This window comes from Coprococcus sp. HPP0074, assembly GCF_964238105.1.
GTDB classification, from domain to species: Bacteria; Bacillota; Clostridia; order Lachnospirales; family Lachnospiraceae; genus Faecalimonas; species Faecalimonas umbilicata.
In genome coordinates this window covers 171,973-193,368 of record NZ_CAXSKS010000007.1, presented here as the reverse complement: position 1 = coordinate 193,368, position 21,396 = coordinate 171,973, and the positions used below count along the sequence as shown (strand labels likewise).

Here is a 21,396-nt window from a genome sequence, read left to right as displayed (position 1 = left end):
CTTGCTCTATGACTATCATATAATATTTATTGAAAATGGTCATGTTTATTTTGTACTATTTATATTCTACCACCATATGATGGAAACGGAAAAGATACTTCCCTATTATCAGTTCCCTAAATTTTTGTTAGAGCTACCACTCTCTCAAAATGCAAAATTACTTTATATGCTGTTATATGACAGAGCCAGAATTTCACAGAAAAACCATTGGCTCAATGAAGACGGATATGTATATTTCGTCTTTCCGATTACAGAAATTTCTTTGAAATGGGGAAAATGTTGTACTTCTGTAAAGGCTGCCATGAAGGAATTAGATGAGTATGGATTGTTGATTCGCAGTTCCGGAGGATTTTCAAAACCAAATCATTTATATATGCGAATCCCCTGTATAGAGTTGATTTCTGAACCGGTTGTAAAGCAGACAGACGAAAATACAACTTCCATTGGGATGAAAAGCTGTCCTTCATTCGGTCGGAAAACAGCCTCTTCTATGGTCGAAAACGTGCCACCTAGTAAAGTAAAAGAAAAATATAATTTTAGTAATAAGATTGGAGTAAATTACGAATATGAGGAGGGCGACAGTCTATGATAAAGCAGGAAAACACATATTTAGGTGCAGATGGATTAGCATATTGCAAGATTTGTGGAGAACCTGTAGAGGCATTTTTCCCTCCAGATAGTATTCTTGGTATGAAAAAACATTTTAGACAATGTGCATGTATCCGTCAAAAACGTGAAGCAGAAGAAAAGGCATATAAAGAAAGAGAACATTGCGAATTAGTGGAAAGAAATAGAAAAATCTGTTTTGAAGAACCACGAATGTATGATTGGAATTTTGAACTGGCAGAAAAGACTACTACCATCGAGAAGGCCAAAGAATACACAGCAAATTGGAATGCTATGAAGAAAAATCATATTGGTTTTCTCTTGTGGGGACCAATAGGAACCGGAAAGAGTTACATAGCCGGTTGCATTGCCAACGCACTTTTGAATCGGGAAATTACTGTGAAGATGACAAATTTTAATACAATTATTGATGATATGTTTTCATTAGAGGATAAAACAGAATATATCAATGCTCTGGCGCAATATGAACTTTTAATTTTGGATGATCTTGGCACAGAACGAAGTTCTGAGTATGCTCTTGGAATTGTATTCAGTGTAATTGACCGAAGATATCGCTCTGGCAGACCATTAATCGTAACTACCAATCTTCCGATAAAACAATTAAAAGAAGAAACGAATATAGAAAAAAAACGAATTTATGATCGTATTTTAGAAATGTGTGTTCCGTTATATGTTGGCGGTTCTAGCTATCGGAGTGATATTGCTCATGAAAAAATGGGAAAAATGAAAACCTTTTTTGCTACTGCCGAATCAAGTCAGACTGAAAATATTATAGAGCAGACAGGCACAAAAACAATCTGATGTTTATATCTTAGTATAGACATCAGAAATAGAAAGAGTGTGATAGCTCTGCAGAAACCTACATATTACTTGTGGCGAACAGATTATACATCTTCAGAAGACTTTGAGGCAGATAAGGAGAAATATAGGAAAATAGGTTTTCGGGTTGTCACGTTTGCGGATGGGCAGCCGGATAAAAATATACATAATGGAATAAAAGCGTTGATTCGAAACCATATAAAAGAAATCAATCAGTAATTTCTATGGGCGGGAGACATTCTCTCGCCCTTATTTACGCGAGTAACGAGCCAAAGTCAGTGCTTGTACGAGACCTTGGCGACTACCGCGATAACTTGGAAAACTCGCAAAGCATGTTTTCCATAGTTATATTACTGTTCACAGTAATATAATTCATTGTAAAATTATATGAGAATCCGTTTACGAAAAAGATTTTTCGATATATAATTATATTACATTATTCTATAAACAATATTTCAGAAAGGATGAGGACATGAATGCTGGATATGTGCGTCTTTCAAGAGATGACGATAAGCGAAATTATGTTTCTATAGAAAATCAGAAGTTAATTATCAATCAGTATGCATCTGACCATGGAATGGTTATTGACCGATGGTATGAAGATGACGGAGTATCAGGTTATATTTTTGACAGGCCGGGATTTCAACAGATGATGGCTGATTTGGATAAAGATATTGATACCGTATATGTGAAAGATTTCTCGCGTCTTGGCAGACATAATGCGAAGGTTCTTTTGCTTTTGGATGAATTTCAGGAACGGGGAAAACATCTCATTGTCATTGATGATAATTACGATTCTTTTGATTCCAGCGACGACACCATTGGAATTAAAACATGGTTCAATGAGCGTTATGTAAAAGATACCAGTAAGAAAATCAAAAGAGCGATCGGAGCTAGACAAAAAGAAGGCACTCTTATGACAAAACCACCTTTCGGATATTGTCGGGATACGAAAGACAAAAGTATCATCAAAATCGTTCCCAAAGAGGCAAAATTTATCAAAATGGTTTACGATCTATATATCTCCGGATCCGGTTATCGCAAAATAGCAAATTATTTGACCGACCAGGGTATCCCAACGCCTTCTATGGTACAGCGAGAACGAGAAATTGAAGAAGGTCGCATAAGTAAAAAGAAAGTCGCAACCATTTGGTCTGACAGCATGGTGAAAGAATTATTAGATAATGATTTTTACATTGGAACTTTTCGTTTAAGAAAACGTGCCAGAAATACAGTACATGGAAAGGATAAACGTGTTCCAAAAGAAGAACAGTGTATTTTTGAAGATCATCATCCGGCAATTATTGATAAAGCCACTTTTTCTCTTGTACAGGAATTAAAGGAAAAGCGTAATCGCACGAATTATCGTGGAAGTAGGGGGGAATGGATTGGTTCAGAAATTCCCAATCCTTTTGGAAGCTGTTTGTTTTGTAAAGATTGTGGAAGTCGTTTGACACCGATTAAGCGTCAAACATCCAGCAGAGAAAGAAAATATTATATTTGTACTACCTATAATACAAAAGGTAGGCGGTATTGTGAGAAAGCGCATCTGATTGAGGAAAATGATTTGATGGAAGATGTGCTGAATTATATTAAACTGTGCAGAGAAGCGCTTTGTGAAGTGATTTCCACATATGATATGAGGGACTTTGAGGCAGAAAAGAAAACGCTGGCAGAAAAACGACAGGACATTCAGGAAGAAATTCAAAACCGAAAAAATCAACTAAAGGTACTTTTAACACAAAAAATAAAAGATTTATCCATAGCATCTGAAAATGAGGATTTGATCTATGAAACCTATGATTCTATGCAAAAGGATTTACTGTCGCAGATTCATGGTTTGGAGATGCAGGAAAAAGAACTGAACGAAACTACTATAGAAACACCGGATGTAAAGGACAAATTGAGAAACGCATTGGATGTAGTTGATAAAATCATTGCAGGTGGAACTCTTGACCGAAGAGATATTGAACTGTTGATTGAGAGAATTGACGTAGATAAAGAGGGAATGCCAGAAATTACTTTAAAATATGGTTTGTCTGATTTAATCAATTACAGTCCTGCTGATGAGATGAATCGCCGGGAAAATACTGTAATCGCTCTTGTAATGAAGCTGATTATAGAAGATGAACGTGGATATACATCTGCAAAATACTTGTCAGAACATATCACAGCATTGGGATTTAAGAAAACGAAACAAAGTATCTTACCTTATATCAATCTGATGAAAGAATGGGGAATTTTGGAAGATACGGATAATCCGCTGAAACCTTACAATATTGTGAAAACAAAAGAAGAACTTGCGGTATTGATGCATCAATACCTGCCGGATTTACCGGTTCAAATGACTTCTGAACAATTATCGGACAAATATTTACATTATAATAATGGCGACAGGTGGTATGCCGGAGATGGTATTTGAGTATATTCTCCGCCAGAATGGCATTGACCCTGCCAAAGATCTAGAGATCAATCAGAATATTGACTTTGGCTCTACTGCAGCAGCTTTTTCTGAGGATGATTCAGATTTCACTGTAGAATTTGAACCTCATGCTACTTCTCTGGAAACTGGTGGAAAAGGACACGTGGTAGCTTCTCTCGGAACTGACAGCGGCTATGTTCCATACACTGCGTTCTGTGCCAAACAAAGCTATCTCAAAAAGAATCCTGAGACCATTCAAAAATTTACAAATGCCCTTCAAAAAGGAATGAATTTTGTGCGTGCTCACTCTCCAAAAGAAATCGCCGAAGTCATCGCTCCCCAATTCAAAGAAACGGATCTCGATACGATTACAGCAATCGTAACAAGATACTATGATCAGGATACCTGGAAAAACAATCTCGTTTTTGAGGAAGAAAGCTTTGAACTTCTTCAAGATATCCTGGAAGATTCCGGCGAACTAAAAACCCGTGTTCCTTACAAAGATCTTGTCACAACAACTTTTGCGGAAAAGGCAAAAAATTTTTAGGGTATTTCATTCTCTATTTCTTTGAAAATATGCCACAAAATCATTTTTTATAGAATTTAATTCCCTATTTTTCTTGACATCTCTCTTCTCATAAAATAGTATAAATTTATATACGTTGGGTTCAAAGGCAGCTGCTATTTGTCCATTTACTGACAAACAGCACAGTCTCTGAACCCTGCTATTTTTCTTATAACATCCATTTTTCGGATAAATAACTATTTTTAATATCTGCTTTTTATGCTGAACATTTTAAAGGAGAGATGAAAATCAAATGAGCGCTTATGAAAGTATTTCTCTTATGGAGAATCTTGTGATCACAGAAATCTACTCAATCCATTATTTTGAATATACAAAAGATTTTGTCTACGAAGGGGAGTCCCACGATTTCTGGGAACTGCTCTGTGTAGACAATGGAGTAATTGAAGTCACCGCCGGAGATCAGAATCTTGTCCTGGAGAAAGGTGAGATGATTTTTCATAAACCAAATGAATTCCATGCGCTGAGAGCAAACGGGCAGATCGCACCAAACCTAATCGTTATTTCTTTTGATTGTGATGCTTCCTGCATGGATTTTTTCCGTGATCGGATTGTCACAATCAATGCTACTGAAGGATTTTATCTTGGTCAGATTCTCACAGAAGCAAAGAAAACATTCTATACACCTTTGAACAATCCGTATATATGCAAACTAGAACGTTATCCACACACTGCATTCGGAAGTGAACAAATCATCAAGATTTCATTGGAATCTATGCTGATCAGCCTGTTTCGTCGATATTCAGAAGAAGAACCCCTCTTCGCCTATGAGCAGGCCGAACATCCGATGTTACACCGCAACCACGATATTTTTCTCAGTCAGGTAGTCCAATATTTAAATCAACATATCTCGGAGCATCTGACTGTCGCACAGATCTGCAAAGATAATATGATTGGACGTTCCCACCTGCAAAATATTTTTCATAAGAAAAAAGGATGTGGTGTCATGGAATACTTTTCCTGGCTAAAAATAGAAGCAGCGAAAAAGCTGATCCGCGAGAACCGCTACAACTATTCGCAGATTGCAAACCTGCTCGGTTACTCATCTTATCAGTATTTTTCGCTGCAATTTAAAAATTATACACGAATGACCCCTTCCCAGTATCACCGTTCCATTAAATCTTTTTCTGAGTAGCTGTGCGGATTGCCGCATTTATCCGCTCTCTGCAATCAGTCAGATAAGAAATACTTCTCGGATATTTCTTAAACGTCACTTCTTCGTCCTGTGTCCGTTCTATACATTTCAGAACTGTATTTCGGTCTGTCAGACCCTCCAACAGATACATGGCTCTCAGATCATTCATTGCCTCATCCATCAGCATCAGACGGATAGATTCTTCAGGTTTTCTGTCTGCCCCTGGATATACAAGGAACGGATCGCCCGATGGAAATGCTCCAGATGCATCCGTACAGCGGTATGGATCAATCGGATAGAGCGATTTCTCTGAATTATAGAAATTATATCCCCAGTGAAGGAATCCATCCAACTGATATTTGTACATCTGCACCCCTAAGATTCTTGTCCTATATCCAGGCTGTACAATGAAACGATTTGATACATCTTCATACTGTCCAGTACAGTAATATCCCCATAACTTTTCCGGTCGGTCTTCTAAAAATGGTTCCATATGATTCAATGCACATACCGGCTGGCTGACCAGTCCTTCCTTATAGAAATCATAATCAGACAGCGCATCAAATACGATGCATCCTTCTAAATCCTCTGCTACAACCTGCTTTGCTGCACGATAAGAATCAATCTGTGTCATCTGGGGTTCATCAGAAATATGGAAATATACTTTCTCGCGAATCCCAAGTCTGTCCATCTCTTCTTTGAGTGCCGTCAGAAATTGATGCAGGAAATTTTTATACGCCTCTCCAGAGGCATCCGTATCCCATCCAAATAACTTCACCAATTCCCCATCTTTCTCTCCTACAATCTTCGGCGCTGCAACTGCTCCCCACTGGGAGAACAAATGAGAAATCTCATAATATTCTATTCCACATCTCTGGCACATGCTCACCCACTTTTCAAAATTTGCAAATCCAAATGTGTATTGGTTTCCCTCTGCCTTTACGTCAACAAGCTGTACCGTACGTCTTTCTCCTCCCACTGCCGTATCAAGCGGCGGAGTAAATACTGGTGTCAGAAGCATGTTGCAGTTTCGTTTTACTGCTGTCTTCACAAAATTTTCTACAACTTCCCAATATTCATCTGAAAATACTTCCAGTTGATAGTAGTCTGCAAGACAGTCTGTATGAAACCATTCTGTACGCGGAACTGGAAGTTTTGGAAGCACCTGGTCAATCACTTCACAGAACACTTCCAGTTTGCCGATAAGATCTTCTCCATGCGTTAGACGAATCTCCAACGGATATTCCCCCGCCTGGATGTCTTCAGGAATCTCTACATCGATCCACAAACTTCTCCATTGTCCGCTCACCATAGGAAATCCAAGTTCAGGAATCTTGGTCAAAAGATCCGGATATAGCCCCGGTGCTGTAGTAAGGTAATCTTCATCCCTGCTCATATGACATGGATATTCACATGGTACAAGCTGTACAAGACGGACATCCACTTGATTTCTAATTGGAGATATCACTTCCACCTTTCCTCTCTCTTTTCCATTTCCCGCCCAGTAATAAGCAATCTGAAAAGATACGGTTTCCCCTTTCAATGCAGTCAGTCTTGCAAGGTTTCCCTCTCCTGATGGTTCCTTATCTGCAAACACCTTTTCCATTGCAGATACCATTTTGATTCTGAAATATTTCATTCCTTTTCCTCTCTTTCTGAGCCTCATCACTCTGAATTTTTTCGTCTATTTTATCCTTTCACTCCGCTAAGTGCAATACCTTCTACAAACTGCTTCTGCAAAAATGCATACAAGATAAACGGGAAGATAAATGACACGGTTGCTCCCGCCAAAATAAGCCCATAATTTGTCTGATACTGTGTCTTTAACAATGACAATGCAACAGTCAATGTGTACATAGAAGAATCGGTTGTGGATACAAGCGGCCACATAAAATCATTCCATGAAGTCACAAAAGTAAATACGACAAGTGACACAAGAACTGGTTTGATCAGCGGAATTACGATATTGATAAAGATCTTGTATTCCGGGCAGCCATCCACCTTTGCCGCCTCTAAAAGTTCATCCGGAACACTTTCCATAAACTGCCGGATCAAAAATACACCAAACGCATTTAAGATAATCACTACCAGCGCAAAATATGTGTTGAGAAGCCCTAATTTCTTCATAATAATAAATACCGGAATCATAGTAACCTGCCCTGGAATCATTAGTGTGAGCATATACACTTTAAAAAGAAATTCTTTTCCCCAGAAATGTTTTTTCTCAAATCCGTATGCTGCCATGGAAGCAATCACACAGTTGAAAAAGCAGGAACAACCGACAACGATTACACTATTCATTAGCGAGCGGAAAAATCCACTCTTTCCAAATACATGCTCATAGTTTGTAAAATCTGTAAAATTCACATCGCCCCACGAAATCATCAGTGTCGTAGAATGCGTAAAGGACATGATCAGCATATACAAAAACGGTGCAATGCAGATCGCCGCAAAAATTAGGATGAAGAAAAGTCCGATGACTCCAAGCGGTGTCCATGCTTTTTGTTTTTTCGTGTTTGTAGCACTCATACCTGCCATACTACTTTCCCTTCCTTTCCTTGAAAAACAGATTTTCTATAACATTAATGATCACGACGATCAAGAGTAGCAACATTGCCATCGCACATGCATATCCCATTTTGTACTGTTTAAATGCCGCATTGTAAATTCCCATAACAAGCGTGACAGTAGCACGTCCCGGACCTCCTCCGGTCATTAGGTATGCAAGGTCAAATACCTGGAAAGACCAAATGATCCCAAGTGTCACTACAAGATAAGTGATCGGTTTTAACATCGGCAGTGTAATCTTAAAAAACTGTTGAATGGATGTCGCTCCATCTACTTTTGCTGCCTCGTATAAATCTTTTGAGATTCCCATAATTCCTGCATAATAAATAACGAGAAAATATCCGACATTTTTCCAGACTGCGACAATACATATACTGATCAGTGCTGTCTTTGTACTGCCGAGCCAATTAACTGAATCTAGATGAAAAAAATTTAAGATGTTGTTTAACAACCCACCCTCTGTATTTAAAATAATCCTCCAGATGGTTCCCGCTGTAACTGCTGATGCAATTACCGGAATAAACATAACACTTCTTAAAAATCCCCCTGTCTTATTCTGCATTTTATATGCGAGAAATGCTGCAAAAACTAATGAAAGTATCGTCTGTGCCGGCACAGTCATCAATACATACAAAAGTGTGTTTTTCGCTGCATCTGCAACATAACCATCCTGAAATACCTTTTCATAATTTTCAAGTCCGACAAACTTCGGCGGGGTCATAATATTGTAGCTTGTAAAACTAAAATATCCTGACATAAAAATCGGTATAATACAAAAAGCCATGATCAAAATAAAACTTGGCAATACATATATAATTCCCTGCAATGCTTCTTTCTTTTTCCTGGACACAGGATCACTTCCTTCCTTGTAAATCAATCGGGAGAACCTTTTTAGATTCTCCCAATCGGCTTACGCTTCTAATTGAATTTTCTGATAACAGTTCTATTTTAAATTCGTATTATAATACTCTGTCGTCTGCTTCAGCACTTCCTCCGGTGTCATTTCTCCCAGCATCATAGACTGAAGATTTTTATACAGAGTGTCATAAAGGGAACTTGCCCCTTTAAATACAGGAAGTGACACAAAGTTGTCGCCATAGTCAGAGAATAATTCTGCAAAACGCTCATCTCCGGAATACGTCTCGTCCTTTGTAATTGGAGGTTGTTCAGATACTGTCTTATGGAAATCAGACATCACATCCGCACTTGTGATATACTTCATCAATTTTGCTGCAAGTTCTTTATTCTCGCATTTTTCAAACATCACAAGCGAATCCGCTGCGACAAATGTCTGTGCTTTCTCAGGACCTTCGATCAACGGCTGGAAATCCCAGTTGACTTTATCTCCAACTGTCAGCGCATTGCTGGATGCAAGTACTGCCATTGCTGCTTCTCCATTTTTAAACGGCTGCAGTACATCGTCATTTGATGTACAGGAGTCTGGAAGTATTCCCTGCTCTTTCAAGCTATATAAAAATTTTGTTGCTTCCAGTCCTTCTTTGGAATCAATTGTAAGATTTCCTTCTTCATCTACAATTTCTCCACCTGCTCCCCAAAAATATGGCCAGTAAATCTCATTTAAAGATCCATAGTGAGGATTTCCCCAATCCTGAAGAAACGGTGCCACATTTGGATTGCTTTCTTTGATTTTTTTGCATGCACTAACCAGTTCATCCCAATTTGTTGGTATTTTGTCAATTCCCGCTTCCTTCAAAAGATCCATATTTGCGACAAGAATTCTTGGATTTCCAACAACAACCGGAAGTGCATACTGTCCTTCCTGAATATTTCCAAGTTCATAATACAGATAATTTTCTTTTTCCTCATCTGTAAAATACTCATCAATATCTGTCAGTGCCCCCATATCGATATAATCATAAAACATTTCCATATACATATATCCAACATCCGGTCCATCATCTGAAGTTGTTCCTGTCAGATATTTCTCCTCATAATTATCCCACGGAATGATCTCCACCTTTACCTCACAATTATTCTCTTTTCCGAATGCTTCCATTTTTTCTCCCCAGAATTCCTCGTCGGTCACTTTCGCATCCGTCGCTGCAAACGTTGGCATCCAAAGTGTGATTTTTTCCTTTCCCCCTGATTTCTTTTCATCTCCTGAACCAGAACCGCATCCACTAAATAGTCCAACTGTCATCGCTGCCACTGCAAGCAGTGCAATTACCTTTTTTTGTTTCATAACTTATTTCCTCCTTTTGCTAAATTGTTTTGTGTAATTCGCTCATTTATTTATCTCTTAATCAAATAATATAACACTTTTGCACAATTTTCTTCCTATAATTGTCCGTGTTCTGCATACTTTTGTCCATTTTGTGAAACTATCCCTTCTCTTTCTGTTCTGTTTTCTTGGGATCTCAATTCTTTATTGCACACCAGCAGATTTCTATGGTATAATGAGATTCAAATGAAAGCTGAAAGAAGGTATCTATTATGTTAGTAGCTATCATTGGTATTTCTATTCTTGCAGCTGTCATCGCTGCAGTTGTCACAGCTTCATTTGCCGGCGTGCTCGCAGCAGAGCTTGACGATGAAGAATAAGAAATCATTAAAAATGGATGCAGACCTGCCACTTACAGATCCGCATCCATTTTCATTTATATAATTCTACATAGAAGAGACAATTATCCGCTGTACTAAACAATACTGTCATGTACAACACTTCCAAACGGCATCAGTGCTAGCTTGGCAATTTTAAAATGCTGCAATCCAAACGGGATTCCGATAATTGTAATACATAACAGACATCCCAGCAGCGCTGACTCAATTGCAAGTGGAAGTCCCGAGACAAGCAACCATATGATATTCAGCAAGAGGGAACCTGCACCTCCTCCATAAGTAATCTCCTTTCCAAACGGGAAAAACGACAATGCCGCAAACTTAAAACACTGCATCCCCACCGGGATTCCTATGATTGTGATACACCAGAGGCACCCCGTCAGAAGCCAGCTAAGCCCTAAGATCACACCTCCACAGAGAAACCAGATTACATTTCCAAGACATCCCATACTACATCCTCCTCTCCATCTTTCTGATATCGTTGATTCATCATCTGAAGGCTTAAAAGAAGCTGTCGGATCCTCTCAAGCGCTTCATCTACCTGCTTTGATGCACGCGTAATTTTTTCCTGCATAGCCCAATCTGATAAAATATTATCAAAAAATATATCTGCGAACTTTTCAAAACTTTGTATTTCCACATGAATTTCCGCATTTACGGAGATATCTGCCAGTTCTTTTTCAAACATCTTCACTTTCTTTCCGGCAAGCTCCAGTGATTCCTGTGCTTCTTCCAGTCGATTATGCTTCAGCATACTGCTCAAAGCCCCGCCTCCCAGAATATCCCATATTCCTAAATACTTCGCATCCTCTAACTTTTTCTTTGCCTCTTCCAGGCAATGGACTGCACATACTCCCGCTGCCATTGCCTCCTTTACCTCCTGCACATTTCCTTTCCTTTTTTCTTCCATAACTAAATCCTTTCTGCCCTTTTGGCTTCCACACTTTTCTCCCGGCAAAAATTCTTTTTTCTTCCAGCGGTATCCTGCCGAAACACATTTCCCGGCAGGTATATATTCCAGATGTACTTTTTCTTAAAATAGAAAAAGACTCCTACCGGGGCAATTTCTGCCTCGATAAAAGTCTTGCACATTTCATTTGATACGGATACCTCTCGATATCGGGTGACGATCTCAAACCCACCTTACGGTGTCTGGCTACTCCCTCTTATCTTGATTATGATTCTAATACGTTTCCCCGCTCTTGTCAATCTATTTTTTCTTTTCACAAATCATTTTACAAATCTTATCACAAAATGACTATTTCTGCTCAGTTTTTGCTCCGGAAACAGTAAACCCGTACTTCACAGTTCCATTTTCCCATACCGCTTCCAATTCATATACCGAATTCACCTCTGCTTCTTTCAGTTCGCCTTCACTTCCATCCATCGTGACATCCTGCTCTGTAAACTCTGCCGCTTCACCAGAGAGTGTTTCCATGCTCCACTTTTTCACAGTGACTTTTTCCGGTTTCCTTGAGAACATAAATTTCAGACTCTTATCCTCCGCATCACAGATAATCTCCGGGAGTACACCTGCCTGATACTTTTCCAAAATAGACCCTTCTTCTGCTTTTTGACTTTCTGTTGTCCCGTCATCCTCTGTGTAACTCCAGCCATAGGAAACAGGGGAAATGCTTGTCGATACGATTGCAAGCTTCTGATAATTTTCAATACTGAGCGTTGGTATTTCAGAAGGATCTGGCGCCTGGTAAAATGCATCGATCAACGGCTGGTATTTCTCAGCAATTTTCTGATCTCCCTTTTCTGTACGAATCATCTTTGTCACACCTGCATACTGTGGCGGAAGACTCTGTGTAACTGCCCCATTTCCATAAATTTCTATTGTATCTCCGGCTTGCAGATTTTCTTTGGAAATCTTTTCTCCATTTTTGTCAAATAACTTTCCATCTGGAATTTCTGCTTCAAACAATGTTTCATTTTTTATATCTGCAAAAATGTAAAATTCCTGTTCTTCCCCATAAGTGAGATAAACTCCTTCTACAGTCGGTATTTCCTCTTTTTCTTTAGTTGTATTTTCCTTTTTTCCACAACCTGTACCTAAAATCAGTACTGATGCGAGAAGCACTCCTATCATTCTGCTTTTTTTCTTCATGTCTAACGCCTCCTCTTTCTACTATATTTTTATTATCTTTCCCATTCTTTTTGAATGTATCAGCATTATACCAAAAGCTCGCAGAAAAAAACAGTGCAGAACCTTCTTTTTAAGATTTTGCACCGCTTTTCTTAAGATTTTACAAAGAATTCTATTTTCTTTTTCGGCAATCTATTTCCCTTCTGTATCTTTCAATTTACAGATTTTTTCTTTCAAATGTTCTGCTGCTCTCTTTGGATCATCGGCCTTCATGATCGCAGATACGACCGCCACACCATCCATCTTGCATCCTCTTAAAATCTCAAGATTCTCTGCATTCAATCCACCGATTGCCGTCACTGGAATCGGCACAGTTTCACAGATTGCTTTCAATGTCTCCGGCTTTGTGAGAATCGTGATCACCTTTGTCGTTGTCGGGTAAATTGCACCCACTCCGAGGTAATCTGCCCCTTCTTCCCACGCTTTTTTTGCGGCCTCCACAGTCTTTGCTGTAGCTCCGATAATTTTCTCTGGTCCAAGCAGTTTTCTAGCCACAGCTACCGGAAGATCACTGGCTCCGACATGAACCCCTGCTGCATCACATGCAATCGCCACATCCACCCTGTCATCAATAATCAGCGGAACTCCATAGCGATCGGTAATCTTCTTTACAAGAATTGCCTTCTCAAGATATTCTTTTCCGCCTGCCTCTTTTTCTCGCAGCTGTACCAGAGTCACACCGCCTTTACATGCTTCCTCCACAGTCCGAAGCAATGACTCTGTCGTATGATAAGTACTGTCTGTCACCAAATATAAGGTAAGATCTACCTGATTTCCTGTTCTCATCTGTCCACCTCTTCTATTTTCCCATTTTTTCCTTGACAGAATCTGTCACTTTTTCTATTCAAAATTCTGCTTGATTTTTTCCCGCAGTCGAAGTCGATTCCTGATTTCTTCTTCCTGCAGATCATATAGCGCATCTAAAAATGCTATCTGGAAACTTCCCGGTCCTCTGCTGTTTTCTGCTCCTAATTCCCCTGCGATTCCCATAACCGCTGCTGCTGCCAGCACTGCCTGTCCTCTGCTTTCTGCGGCTTCCGTAAGATAAGTCCCGCACAATGCCCCAAGCATACAACCGGTTCCTGTGATTGTTCCAAGCATAGCATCTCCATTTGCCAGACAGTAGCAGTGGGGTCCTTCTATGATCAGATCCTCCTGACCGGTCACGAGAAGAACTGACCTATACTCCTCCGACAGTCTGTAAAATGCAGGTAAGATTTCCTTCTCATTTTCCTCTGAAAACCGATCTCTTTCTCCTGCGTCCACTCCGGTTCCATATGTGGAAAGCCCTGCCAGTTTCCGCATCTCTGACATATTTCCTTTTAGTACGGTCGGACTTCCAATCTCTAGTAGTTCTTTGGCATAATGCAATCGAAGACTGCTGCACTGGATCCCAACAAGATCCAAAACAGTCGGAACACGATTCTTTAGTGCCTCCTGAAATGCTTTCTTCATAGAACTCATTCTCACATCGGTAATATTTCCAAGATTTAAAACAAGCACCTGCGCTGTCCTTACGATTTCTTCTACCTCCTGTGGATGCTCTGCCATGATCGGCCGACCACCGGCTGCCAGTACAATATTTGCACTGTCATGGATGGCAATCGGATTCGTGATACAATGTACAAGCGGTCTATGCTGCCTGATCTGCTCCCCCAGTACCGCGATCTTCGCCGCTATTTTTCTTAACATTTCCTTTGTCATATACTTTCGCTCCAAGACTCCATTGAATTTTTGCAAGCACTCCACTTCTGCTGAGCTGATTTAACAGAAGCCATGCCACTGCTCCTCCCATACAAGTTGCACCAAGAAACATTGGTGTATAGAAAAATGCATTCAGCCCATCTCTTCCCATCAGAAATGCCATGACCGGATAGGATACAAGTGATCCGATGATTCCTGTTCCGAAAATCTCCCCAAACACAGCACAGAAAATCTTTCCATGAGATGCACGGTAAAAAACACCGGATAAAAATGCTCCAAATACTGCTCCGGTCAGAGCAAGCGGCGGGATTCCCATGAACAGCATCCGGATAACCCCGATCATCGTCGCACAGAGCAGCGAATACCATGGTCCTAAAAACACTGCACAAACAATGTTGACAAGATGTGCCGTAGGACACATTCCCTCCACGCGCAAAATCGGTGAAATAACAACTCCCACAGCTACGAACATCGAAAGCATTACCATTCGGTTCGTGTTCATTTTTTGTTTTTTCATGATGTGATTCCTCTCTTTCTTTTGTTGGAACACACCTGACAATCATGCCTGAAAATTTTCCCAGAAAGGACATCAGTCCTTCTGAACATTTCTCTTAATACACTCCTTCGACCCGAAAAGCATGATCCATCGGACCACTTCCTTTTCCAAGATCCAACATTGCCTCCAATGCCCCGGAAATGTAATTCTTCGCATTTTCTACACTTTCTTCCATCGAAAAGCCTTTTGCAAGGTTGGAAGCAATCGCACTGGAAAGCGTACATCCAGTTCCATGGGTGTTCGGATTCTCAATCCTTCTTCCACGGAACCATCGAAATGTTCCATTTTGATATAATAGGTCATTGGCATCGTTCTTCTGATGTCCGCCCTTACACAGGACAGCACATCCATAGGCCTCACTGATCTTTTGTGCAGCTGCGATCATATCTTCCTCCGTGAAGATTTCCATCTCTGCAAGCACTTCTGCCTCTGGAATATTCGGAGTCAGAAGATCTGCCATCGGAAGCAACGTCCTTTTTAGTGTCGCAATCGCCGTATCTTCCATTAATTTTGCGCCGCTTGTCGCCACCATCACCGGATCTACGACAATCTTTTTTGCATTGTACTTTTTCAGATTCCGGGCAATGACTTCCATCAGTTCTGCCGATGATACCATACCTATTTTCACTGCATCCGGATAAATATCAGTAAAAATACACTGCAATTCTTCCTCCAGAAATTTAGGAGTTACCTCCATAATATCTATTACGCCGGTCGTATTTTGTGCAGTCAATGCGGTGATAGCACTCATCCCAAATACATGGTGTGCCATCATGGTCTTGATATCTGCCTGAATGCCGGCGCCTCCGCTGGAATCGCTTCCAGCGATTGTTAATGCTGTTCTCATTTTGTTCTCCTTTTGCATTAATTTTATATAGCGGCAGAAAGTGGTGCCCCCGGCCTGCCGCTTCTTGGGTTCCCGATAGCTATTCCGGCGACATCCGTTCTCTCTGTCGCGGTACGATCTGCACGGAATATTCTAATTTTACAGGATTCTAAAGAATTTCTGTAACAAAAAAGCTGTGATAATCCGCGCGGGTACTATCACAGCATAAACTTCTACCGGGTATTTTCCTACGTTGGCATTATCCAAATCAGGTTATGGGTCTAAGCATACAGCTTACTCTCAGCCTGCTTTTCGCAAGCTCCCCTTGTTCTTTTCCAAGTTTTATTGTAGCACAATTTTACAGCAATGCAAGACTTTTCTGATTTTCAATTCGCTCTGCAAGATCATTTAAATATACCCACCGCTCCATCTTCTCTTCCAATGTAGCTTCTGCAGCTTCTTTCTGTTCGGTGATTTCCGAAAGCTTCGCTGAATTTGTAGCATATTGCATCATCTGCTCATCCAACTCCTCGATTTTCTGCTCCAAAGATGCTATCTCATCATCGATCGTCTCATATTCTTTTTGTTCTTTATAAGTAAATTTCAACTTTTCCGGAGCATCCTTTTTCCAATTCTTTCGATCCGCCTTTTTCTTTGCGGATTCCTCAGATTCTCTGACAACAGTCCCATTCTTGCGCTCTTTCGCTTCAAGATAATCCGTGTAACCACCTTCGTACTGTACAAGCTTTCCGCCAGCCTCAAATGCAAAGATACGATCTGCAATATTATCAAGGAAATACCGATCATGAGATACTGTGATCACAATTCCCAAAAAAGAGTCTAGATAGTCCTCAAGGATGGTCAGCGTTGGAATATCAAGATCATTCGTCGGCTCATCGAGAATCAATACATTTGGAGCATCCATCAATACTTTTAAAAGATACAACCTTCTCCTCTCCCCTCCGGACAGCTTTCCGATCGGGGTATACTGCATTGCAGGAGTAAATAAGAATCGCTCCAACATCTGTGAAGCTGTAATTCTGCCATCTTTTGTCGGAACATATTCTGCCACATCTTTGATATAATCGATCACGCGCTGATTCTCATCCATCTCCGTGACTTCCTGCGCGAAATATCCAATCTTGACGGTATCGCCAATCTCCACCGTTCCCTGATCCGGTTCTTCTTTCCCGGTAATGATCTTCATCAATGTAGATTTTCCACATCCGTTTGGTCCAATGATCCCAAGCCGCTGATTTTTCAGTACAATATACTCAAAATCATCGATCAGCTTTTTCTGCCCATAACTCTTAGAAATATGGTGCAGCTCGATCGTCTTCTTTCCCATCCTCGTTTCCACAGAATCCATCTCAACCTCAGCATCTCTGACCGGAGCTTTTCCATTCTTCAGTGCCTCAAGCCGCTCCAACCTTGCTCTCTGCTTCGTTGTACGGGCACGGCATCCTCTCTTGGCCCACTCCAGTTCCATCCTGAGAACGCTCTGTCTTTTCCGCTCAGAGGCAAGTTCCATCTCCTCTCTTTGTGCTTTCAATTCCAGAAACTGTGAATAATTTGCCGTGTAGGAATATAATTTCCCATGGTCGATTTCTAAAATCTTATTTGTCACCCGATCCAGAAAATAGCGGTCATGTGTGACCATGATGATCGCACCTTTCCACTGGTTCAGATACTCTTCCAGCCAGACTGCCATCTCATTGTCAATATGGTTCGTCGGCTCGTCAAGAATCAACACATCTGCCGGATTGACAAGTGTCCGTGCAAGTGCTACGCGCTTTTTCTGGCCTCCGGACAAATGATCAATCTCTTCGTGATGATCTGTAATCCCGAGGCGGTTCAACGCATTCTTTGCTTCACTCTCTCTTCCCCAGTCTGCTCCATCGGCACCGTCTGCCACATAGGAAAGAACTGTTGCATGCTCCGGGAACTTCGGCGACTGCGGAAGATAGGTGACACGAAGTCCCTTTTGAAAAATCACTTGTCCCTGATCCGGCTCTTCCAGCCCTGCAATTATTTTCAGAAGTGTTGTCTTGCCAGTTCCATTGATTCCGATAATTCCAATTTTATCTCCCTGATGAATCCCACAGGAAATATCATCAAACACTTGCTTCTCTCCAAACACTTTACTGATATGCTCTATATTAATTATGTTCATCTGCAATTCTCCTCATCTTTATCATCTTTCCCATTATATCGATTCCAATGGATTTTCTCAAGACAGACTGGGGAAGAATTTCAGAAGTTTTTCTTTCCTCTATATATTATTCTACTCGCAACATCCGGTAACCCACCCCGATATGTGTCTGGATATACTGGGGCATATCCGGCTCGCTCTCGATCTTCTTGCGGAGTGTCGCCATATATACACGCAGCGATGCCACGTCGTTCTCCCAACTTCTACCCCATATCTCCTGCGTAATATAAGTATGTGTCAACACCTTTCCGACATGTTTTGATAGCAGGCATAATAATTTATATTCAATCGGTGTCAAGTGTAATTCCTTTCCATCCATATAAGCACATCCCGCGCCGTAGTCCAGCATCAGTTTTCCGTTTGTGAAGGTGGACTTTTCTTCCTGGGTTCCCCCTTGCATGATTGCAAGTCTTCTCTGTGTCACCCGCAGCCTTGCAAGCAATTCTTCTACGGAAAATGGTTTCGTCAAATAATCGTCTGCCCCCGCATCCAGTGCCACAATCTTATCATTATCCTCACTTCTGGCACTGATCACAATGATCGGCATATTAGACCAAGAGCGAATCTTTCGGATGATCTCTACTCCATCCATATCCGGCAATCCCAGATCCAAAAGCACAATATCCGGATTATACGAGGATGCTTCCAAAATCGCTGTCTGTCCATTTGCAGCTGTCTGATGGCGGTAACCGTGTGCCTTTAATGTTGTCGTGATCAGATTTCGTACAGATGTATCATCCTCGACAACTAAAATTAATAATTTATTCATTCAAATGTACCTCCTCTGCAGGTAATGTAAATGTGAAAATGCATCCGTGGGGATGATTGTCTTCTACCCGGATGCTTCCTTCGTGCGCCTCTATAATCGAACGACACAGCGACAACCCAAGTCCCAGACTGCGGCGACTGTCCACAATCTTATGTGTTCCAGTGTAAAACATTTCAAAAATGTGTTCTTTTGCCTCAGCACTAATTCCTGGTCCATTATCACTGACAGACACTTCCACCATATTTTCTTTTTTCTGTGAGGCAACTTCTATGACAGATCCCGCCGGCGTGTATTTCAGCGCATTGTCAATCAGATTGATAATTACCTGAAGAATCAATCTGACATCCATCTTTGCCATGAGAAATTCATCATTTTTCTTTAAATGGATCTGATATTCTGCACTTTTCCTTGGCAGATGGCGTATGGATTCCGCAGTCACTTCATCGATCAGCTCCACCGACATCTTCAAGTTCAGTCTGCCATCTTCTATCCTTGTCACAGACAAAAGATTTTCCACAAGATTGATCAGCCACATGGAGTCGTCATAAATATCTCCATATAAGCGAAGTTTCGTTTCTTTGTCAAATTTATCTTCATTCGATAAAAGATTGCTCGCATTTCCTGATATTACAGTCAATGGAGTCCGCAGATCATGAGAGATCGCACGCAAAAGATTTGCTCTAAGCTGCTCATTCTGAGCCATAACAGCAGCCTCCTCTTTCTCTCGGATACTCTGCTCATTTTCCAGCGCAAGCGCACATTCTCCGAGAATTGAAAGCACAATACTTTTCTCAAAAGTATCCATCGGACTGTTTCCAAGTGCAATCCCGATCACTCCATAAACCATGTTATTGACACGAACAGCCAGATATAAACATTTGGCATTTGGGAACATCTTTGTTGTTGCCCCTGCATGACGATTGTTCTTCATTACCCATAGACAGGCCTGCCGCTCCTCTTCGGTCGTATACGATTCTTGTTCCTCTTCTTCACCGCAATAATAAACATGCGGAGCCGAAAGAGATGCTTTCTCGACCTCATAGACTACAATATTTCGATTCAGAAGCTTGATCAGCTGCATGGCTGTGACTTCAAGAATATCTTTTTTGTCCCGCTCCTGTTGCAGCAGCTGATTCATATCAAATAAAATCTGTGTCCGAAATGCAGTCTGTGCCGCCTCTCTCGCATTATTTTTCAGCTTTACCGTCAGAGAGCTCGTAATCAATGCTGATAAAAACATAATTCCAAATGTAATAAAATATCCTGTATCATATGCTTTCAGCGTATATTTCGGAGCGGTAAACAAAAAATTAAAGATCAGCACACTGAACACCGAGAGCGTCAAGCTGTAAATCCTACTTGCTGTGATCGCCGCTGTGACAAGCACCCCTAAAATATAGACTGTCACAATATTAGACTGGCGGATTCCCAATTCCTCAAACAGAAGGCTAAGTACTGTTGTTACAGTTGCTACAACTACTGTCTTTACCCAGTCTGAGAGCATATAGTACTTCTGTTCCTGCTTTACCTTTTTCTCATGGTAGAGAGAAATACTTCTCTCCGCCCATCCTTTTTCCCTGCTCCTGCTCTCTGTCTCACTTTCTTCTGCGAGCATATCTTCTGTTTCCCACTCTCGCAGATATTTCTCCTGATTTTTTTCAAACAAACTGTCAATTTTCTTCATGCACCAGAAGCCTATGATTCCCGCTGATAAAAATACAATGATCATCCATATATTCTGCATCCTGTGACCGCCCTTCTGACTCTGCTATATTTTCTTATCTATTCCATTAAATATGGAAACACTTCTGTACATTTTTATTTTTTCCAAGAACAAGAAGTGTCTCATCTTCTTTGAAACAATAATCGGAATGAATCTCCGGATTAATCTGATCATCTTTTTTTACTGCAAGAAGTGTCACATTATATTTCCTGCGAATATCTAACTGATGGATGGTCTTTCCCACCCATGCCTTTGGTGTCTCCGTCTCATAAATAGAGTAATCCGGTGTCAATTCAATATAATCAAAAATGTGATCAGATGTATAGCGGATTGCCGTCCATGCTGCAAGCTGCTTTTCCGGATACACTACATGGTCCGCCCCATTTCTCAACAAAAACTTCGCATGAACATCTCTTGCCGCACGCGCTACAACTTTTCTGGCTCCCAAATCTTTTAAAAGACTTGTCGTTTCCAAAGAACTCTGGAATGCATCTCCGATTGCAACGATACAGACATCAAAATTTCGTACTCCCAAAGAACGTACGAATGCCTCCTCTGTGCTGTCCCCAATCTGTGCACTTGTCAAATATGGAAGTGCATCTTCCACTCTCTTTTCGTTTTTGTCTACCGCCAAAACTTGATGATTCATTTCATTTAATTTTCTGGCAACATGTCTCCCAAAACGTCCTAATCCGATTAATAATACTGATTTCATATCTC

20 protein-coding genes and 1 riboswitch are annotated in these 21,396 nt (G+C 40.7%); of the genes, 5 read left to right on the top strand and 15 right to left on the bottom strand.

The genetic code is table 11. The features are described from left to right. Positions 1 to 76 precede the first annotated feature (76 nt). From ACESPO_RS10460 to ACESPO_RS10440, 5 genes are all read left to right on the top strand, one after another. On the top strand, positions 77 to 589 hold the full coding sequence (locus ACESPO_RS10460) for a replication initiator protein A (RefSeq protein WP_499788785.1): 513 nt from the start codon (positions 77 to 79) through the stop codon (positions 587 to 589). Further along, positions 586 to 1,428, top strand: coding sequence for an ATP-binding protein (locus ACESPO_RS10455; protein ID WP_022037880.1), 843 nt, complete (start codon positions 586 to 588; stop codon positions 1,426 to 1,428). The genes ACESPO_RS10460 and ACESPO_RS10455 overlap by 4 nt, the downstream gene beginning before the upstream one ends. A gap of 490 nt (positions 1,429 to 1,918) precedes the next feature. Beyond that, positions 1,919 to 3,868: a recombinase family protein gene (locus ACESPO_RS10450; RefSeq protein WP_412361497.1), complete on the top strand. Its 1,950-nt coding sequence runs from the start codon at positions 1,919 to 1,921 to the stop codon at positions 3,866 to 3,868. Beyond that, positions 3,858 to 4,415 (top strand): ABC transporter substrate-binding protein, encoded by a 558-nt coding sequence (locus ACESPO_RS10445; protein WP_008974967.1) that lies wholly within the window; start codon positions 3,858 to 3,860, stop codon positions 4,413 to 4,415. The genes ACESPO_RS10450 and ACESPO_RS10445 overlap by 11 nt, the downstream gene beginning before the upstream one ends. A gap of 271 nt (positions 4,416 to 4,686) precedes the next feature. Continuing rightward, a complete protein-coding gene (locus ACESPO_RS10440; RefSeq protein ID WP_499788784.1) occupies positions 4,687 to 5,586 on the top strand; it encodes a helix-turn-helix domain-containing protein in 900 nt (299 codons plus the stop codon). Here ACESPO_RS10440 and ACESPO_RS10435 read toward each other — a convergent pair. The 15 genes from ACESPO_RS10435 to ACESPO_RS10365 form a co-directional block, all read right to left on the bottom strand. Further along, the gene (locus ACESPO_RS10435; protein WP_120105356.1) at positions 5,567 to 7,225 is read right to left on the bottom strand and encodes a DUF4091 domain-containing protein; all 1,659 of its coding nucleotides are present in this window, start codon (positions 7,223 to 7,225) and stop codon (positions 5,567 to 5,569) included. The genes ACESPO_RS10440 and ACESPO_RS10435 overlap by 20 nt on opposite strands. A 50-nt stretch (positions 7,226 to 7,275) precedes the next feature. Beyond that, positions 7,276 to 8,124 (bottom strand): carbohydrate ABC transporter permease, encoded by an 849-nt coding sequence (locus ACESPO_RS10430; RefSeq protein WP_009262336.1) that lies wholly within the window; start codon positions 8,122 to 8,124, stop codon positions 7,276 to 7,278. Position 8,125: 1 nt separating this feature from the next. Beyond that, positions 8,126 to 9,004, bottom strand: a complete 879-nt coding sequence (locus tag ACESPO_RS10425; protein WP_009262337.1) for a carbohydrate ABC transporter permease — start codon at positions 9,002 to 9,004, stop codon at positions 8,126 to 8,128. A gap of 93 nt (positions 9,005 to 9,097) precedes the next feature. Next, on the bottom strand, positions 9,098 to 10,357 hold the full coding sequence (locus ACESPO_RS10420; RefSeq protein WP_009262338.1) for an ABC transporter substrate-binding protein: 1,260 nt from the start codon (positions 10,355 to 10,357) through the stop codon (positions 9,098 to 9,100). A 454-nt stretch (positions 10,358 to 10,811) separates the two neighbouring features. Continuing rightward, positions 10,812 to 11,183 carry a YccF domain-containing protein gene (locus ACESPO_RS10415; protein WP_016438378.1) on the bottom strand — a complete coding sequence of 124 codons (372 nt, stop codon included), beginning with the start codon at positions 11,181 to 11,183 and terminating at the stop codon, positions 10,812 to 10,814. Continuing rightward, positions 11,162 to 11,644, bottom strand: a complete 483-nt coding sequence (locus ACESPO_RS10410) for a hypothetical protein (RefSeq protein ID WP_016438377.1) — start codon at positions 11,642 to 11,644, stop codon at positions 11,162 to 11,164. The genes ACESPO_RS10415 and ACESPO_RS10410 overlap by 22 nt, the downstream gene beginning before the upstream one ends. 348 nt (positions 11,645 to 11,992) lie before the next feature. Then, on the bottom strand, positions 11,993 to 12,847 hold the full coding sequence (locus tag ACESPO_RS10405; RefSeq protein WP_499788783.1) for a hypothetical protein: 855 nt from the start codon (positions 12,845 to 12,847) through the stop codon (positions 11,993 to 11,995). A 171-nt stretch (positions 12,848 to 13,018) separates the two neighbouring features. Next, positions 13,019 to 13,672: a thiamine phosphate synthase gene (gene thiE / locus ACESPO_RS10400; protein ID WP_009262343.1), complete on the bottom strand. Its 654-nt coding sequence runs from the start codon at positions 13,670 to 13,672 to the stop codon at positions 13,019 to 13,021. Between the two features lie 54 nt (positions 13,673 to 13,726). Further along, a complete protein-coding gene (gene thiM / locus ACESPO_RS10395; RefSeq protein WP_270456959.1) occupies positions 13,727 to 14,590 on the bottom strand; it encodes a hydroxyethylthiazole kinase in 864 nt (287 codons plus the stop codon). Then, entirely contained in the window at positions 14,520 to 15,107 is a 588-nt protein-coding gene (gene thiW, locus ACESPO_RS10390) for an energy coupling factor transporter S component ThiW (protein WP_009262345.1), read from the bottom strand. Before thiW ends, thiM begins: the two co-directional genes overlap by 71 nt. 94 nt (positions 15,108 to 15,201) lie before the next feature. Next, positions 15,202 to 15,993, bottom strand: a complete 792-nt coding sequence (gene thiD / locus ACESPO_RS10385; RefSeq protein WP_116441308.1) for a bifunctional hydroxymethylpyrimidine kinase/phosphomethylpyrimidine kinase — start codon at positions 15,991 to 15,993, stop codon at positions 15,202 to 15,204. A 207-nt stretch (positions 15,994 to 16,200) separates the two neighbouring features. Further along, positions 16,201 to 16,308: riboswitch (TPP riboswitch) on the bottom strand. Positions 16,309 to 16,330: 22 nt separating this feature from the next. Then, a complete protein-coding gene (locus tag ACESPO_RS10380) occupies positions 16,331 to 18,145 on the bottom strand; it encodes an ABC-F family ATP-binding cassette domain-containing protein (protein WP_116441307.1) in 1,815 nt (604 codons plus the stop codon). Between the two features lie 106 nt (positions 18,146 to 18,251). After that, positions 18,252 to 18,953 carry a response regulator gene (locus tag ACESPO_RS10375; protein ID WP_009262347.1) on the bottom strand — a complete coding sequence of 234 codons (702 nt, stop codon included), beginning with the start codon at positions 18,951 to 18,953 and terminating at the stop codon, positions 18,252 to 18,254. Beyond that, positions 18,946 to 20,697, bottom strand: coding sequence for an ATP-binding protein (locus ACESPO_RS10370; protein WP_016438372.1), 1,752 nt, complete (start codon positions 20,695 to 20,697; stop codon positions 18,946 to 18,948). The genes ACESPO_RS10375 and ACESPO_RS10370 overlap by 8 nt, the downstream gene beginning before the upstream one ends. A 46-nt stretch (positions 20,698 to 20,743) precedes the next feature. Beyond that, a complete protein-coding gene (locus ACESPO_RS10365) occupies positions 20,744 to 21,391 on the bottom strand; it encodes a potassium channel family protein (protein ID WP_008974955.1) in 648 nt (215 codons plus the stop codon). Positions 21,392 to 21,396: the final 5 nt, after the last annotated feature.

What these genes read in the sequence shown, in the direction of transcription:
- ACESPO_RS10460 (WP_499788785.1), top strand. Translation starts at nt 77, where the DNA reads ATGATGGAAACGGAAAAGATACTTCCCTATTATCAGTTCCCTAAATTT.
- ACESPO_RS10455 (WP_022037880.1), top strand. Translation starts at nt 586, where the DNA reads ATGATAAAGCAGGAAAACACATATTTAGGTGCAGATGGATTAGCATAT.
- ACESPO_RS10450 (WP_412361497.1), top strand. Translation starts at nt 1,919, where the DNA reads ATGAATGCTGGATATGTGCGTCTTTCAAGAGATGACGATAAGCGAAAT.
- ACESPO_RS10445 (WP_008974967.1), top strand. Translation starts at nt 3,858, where the DNA reads ATGGTATTTGAGTATATTCTCCGCCAGAATGGCATTGACCCTGCCAAA.
- ACESPO_RS10440 (WP_499788784.1), top strand. Translation starts at nt 4,687, where the DNA reads ATGAGCGCTTATGAAAGTATTTCTCTTATGGAGAATCTTGTGATCACA.
- ACESPO_RS10435 (WP_120105356.1), bottom strand. Translation starts at nt 7,225, where the DNA reads ATGAAATATTTCAGAATCAAAATGGTATCTGCAATGGAAAAGGTGTTT.
- ACESPO_RS10430 (WP_009262336.1), bottom strand. Translation starts at nt 8,124, where the DNA reads ATGGCAGGTATGAGTGCTACAAACACGAAAAAACAAAAAGCATGGACA.
- ACESPO_RS10420 (WP_009262338.1), bottom strand. Translation starts at nt 10,357, where the DNA reads ATGAAACAAAAAAAGGTAATTGCACTGCTTGCAGTGGCAGCGATGACA.
- ACESPO_RS10415 (WP_016438378.1), bottom strand. Translation starts at nt 11,183, where the DNA reads ATGGGATGTCTTGGAAATGTAATCTGGTTTCTCTGTGGAGGTGTGATC.
- ACESPO_RS10410 (WP_016438377.1), bottom strand. Translation starts at nt 11,644, where the DNA reads ATGGAAGAAAAAAGGAAAGGAAATGTGCAGGAGGTAAAGGAGGCAATG.
- ACESPO_RS10405 (WP_499788783.1), bottom strand. Translation starts at nt 12,847, where the DNA reads ATGAAGAAAAAAAGCAGAATGATAGGAGTGCTTCTCGCATCAGTACTG.
- thiE (WP_009262343.1), bottom strand. Translation starts at nt 13,672, where the DNA reads ATGAGAACAGGAAATCAGGTAGATCTTACCTTATATTTGGTGACAGAC.
- thiM (WP_270456959.1), bottom strand. Translation starts at nt 14,590, where the DNA reads ATGACAAAGGAAATGTTAAGAAAAATAGCGGCGAAGATCGCGGTACTG.
- thiW (WP_009262345.1), bottom strand. Translation starts at nt 15,107, where the DNA reads ATGAAAAAACAAAAAATGAACACGAACCGAATGGTAATGCTTTCGATG.
- thiD (WP_116441308.1), bottom strand. Translation starts at nt 15,993, where the DNA reads ATGAGAACAGCATTAACAATCGCTGGAAGCGATTCCAGCGGAGGCGCC.
- ACESPO_RS10380 (WP_116441307.1), bottom strand. Translation starts at nt 18,145, where the DNA reads ATGAACATAATTAATATAGAGCATATCAGTAAAGTGTTTGGAGAGAAG.
- ACESPO_RS10375 (WP_009262347.1), bottom strand. Translation starts at nt 18,953, where the DNA reads ATGAATAAATTATTAATTTTAGTTGTCGAGGATGATACATCTGTACGA.
- ACESPO_RS10370 (WP_016438372.1), bottom strand. Translation starts at nt 20,697, where the DNA reads ATGCAGAATATATGGATGATCATTGTATTTTTATCAGCGGGAATCATA.
- ACESPO_RS10365 (WP_008974955.1), bottom strand. Translation starts at nt 21,391, where the DNA reads ATGAAATCAGTATTATTAATCGGATTAGGACGTTTTGGGAGACATGTT.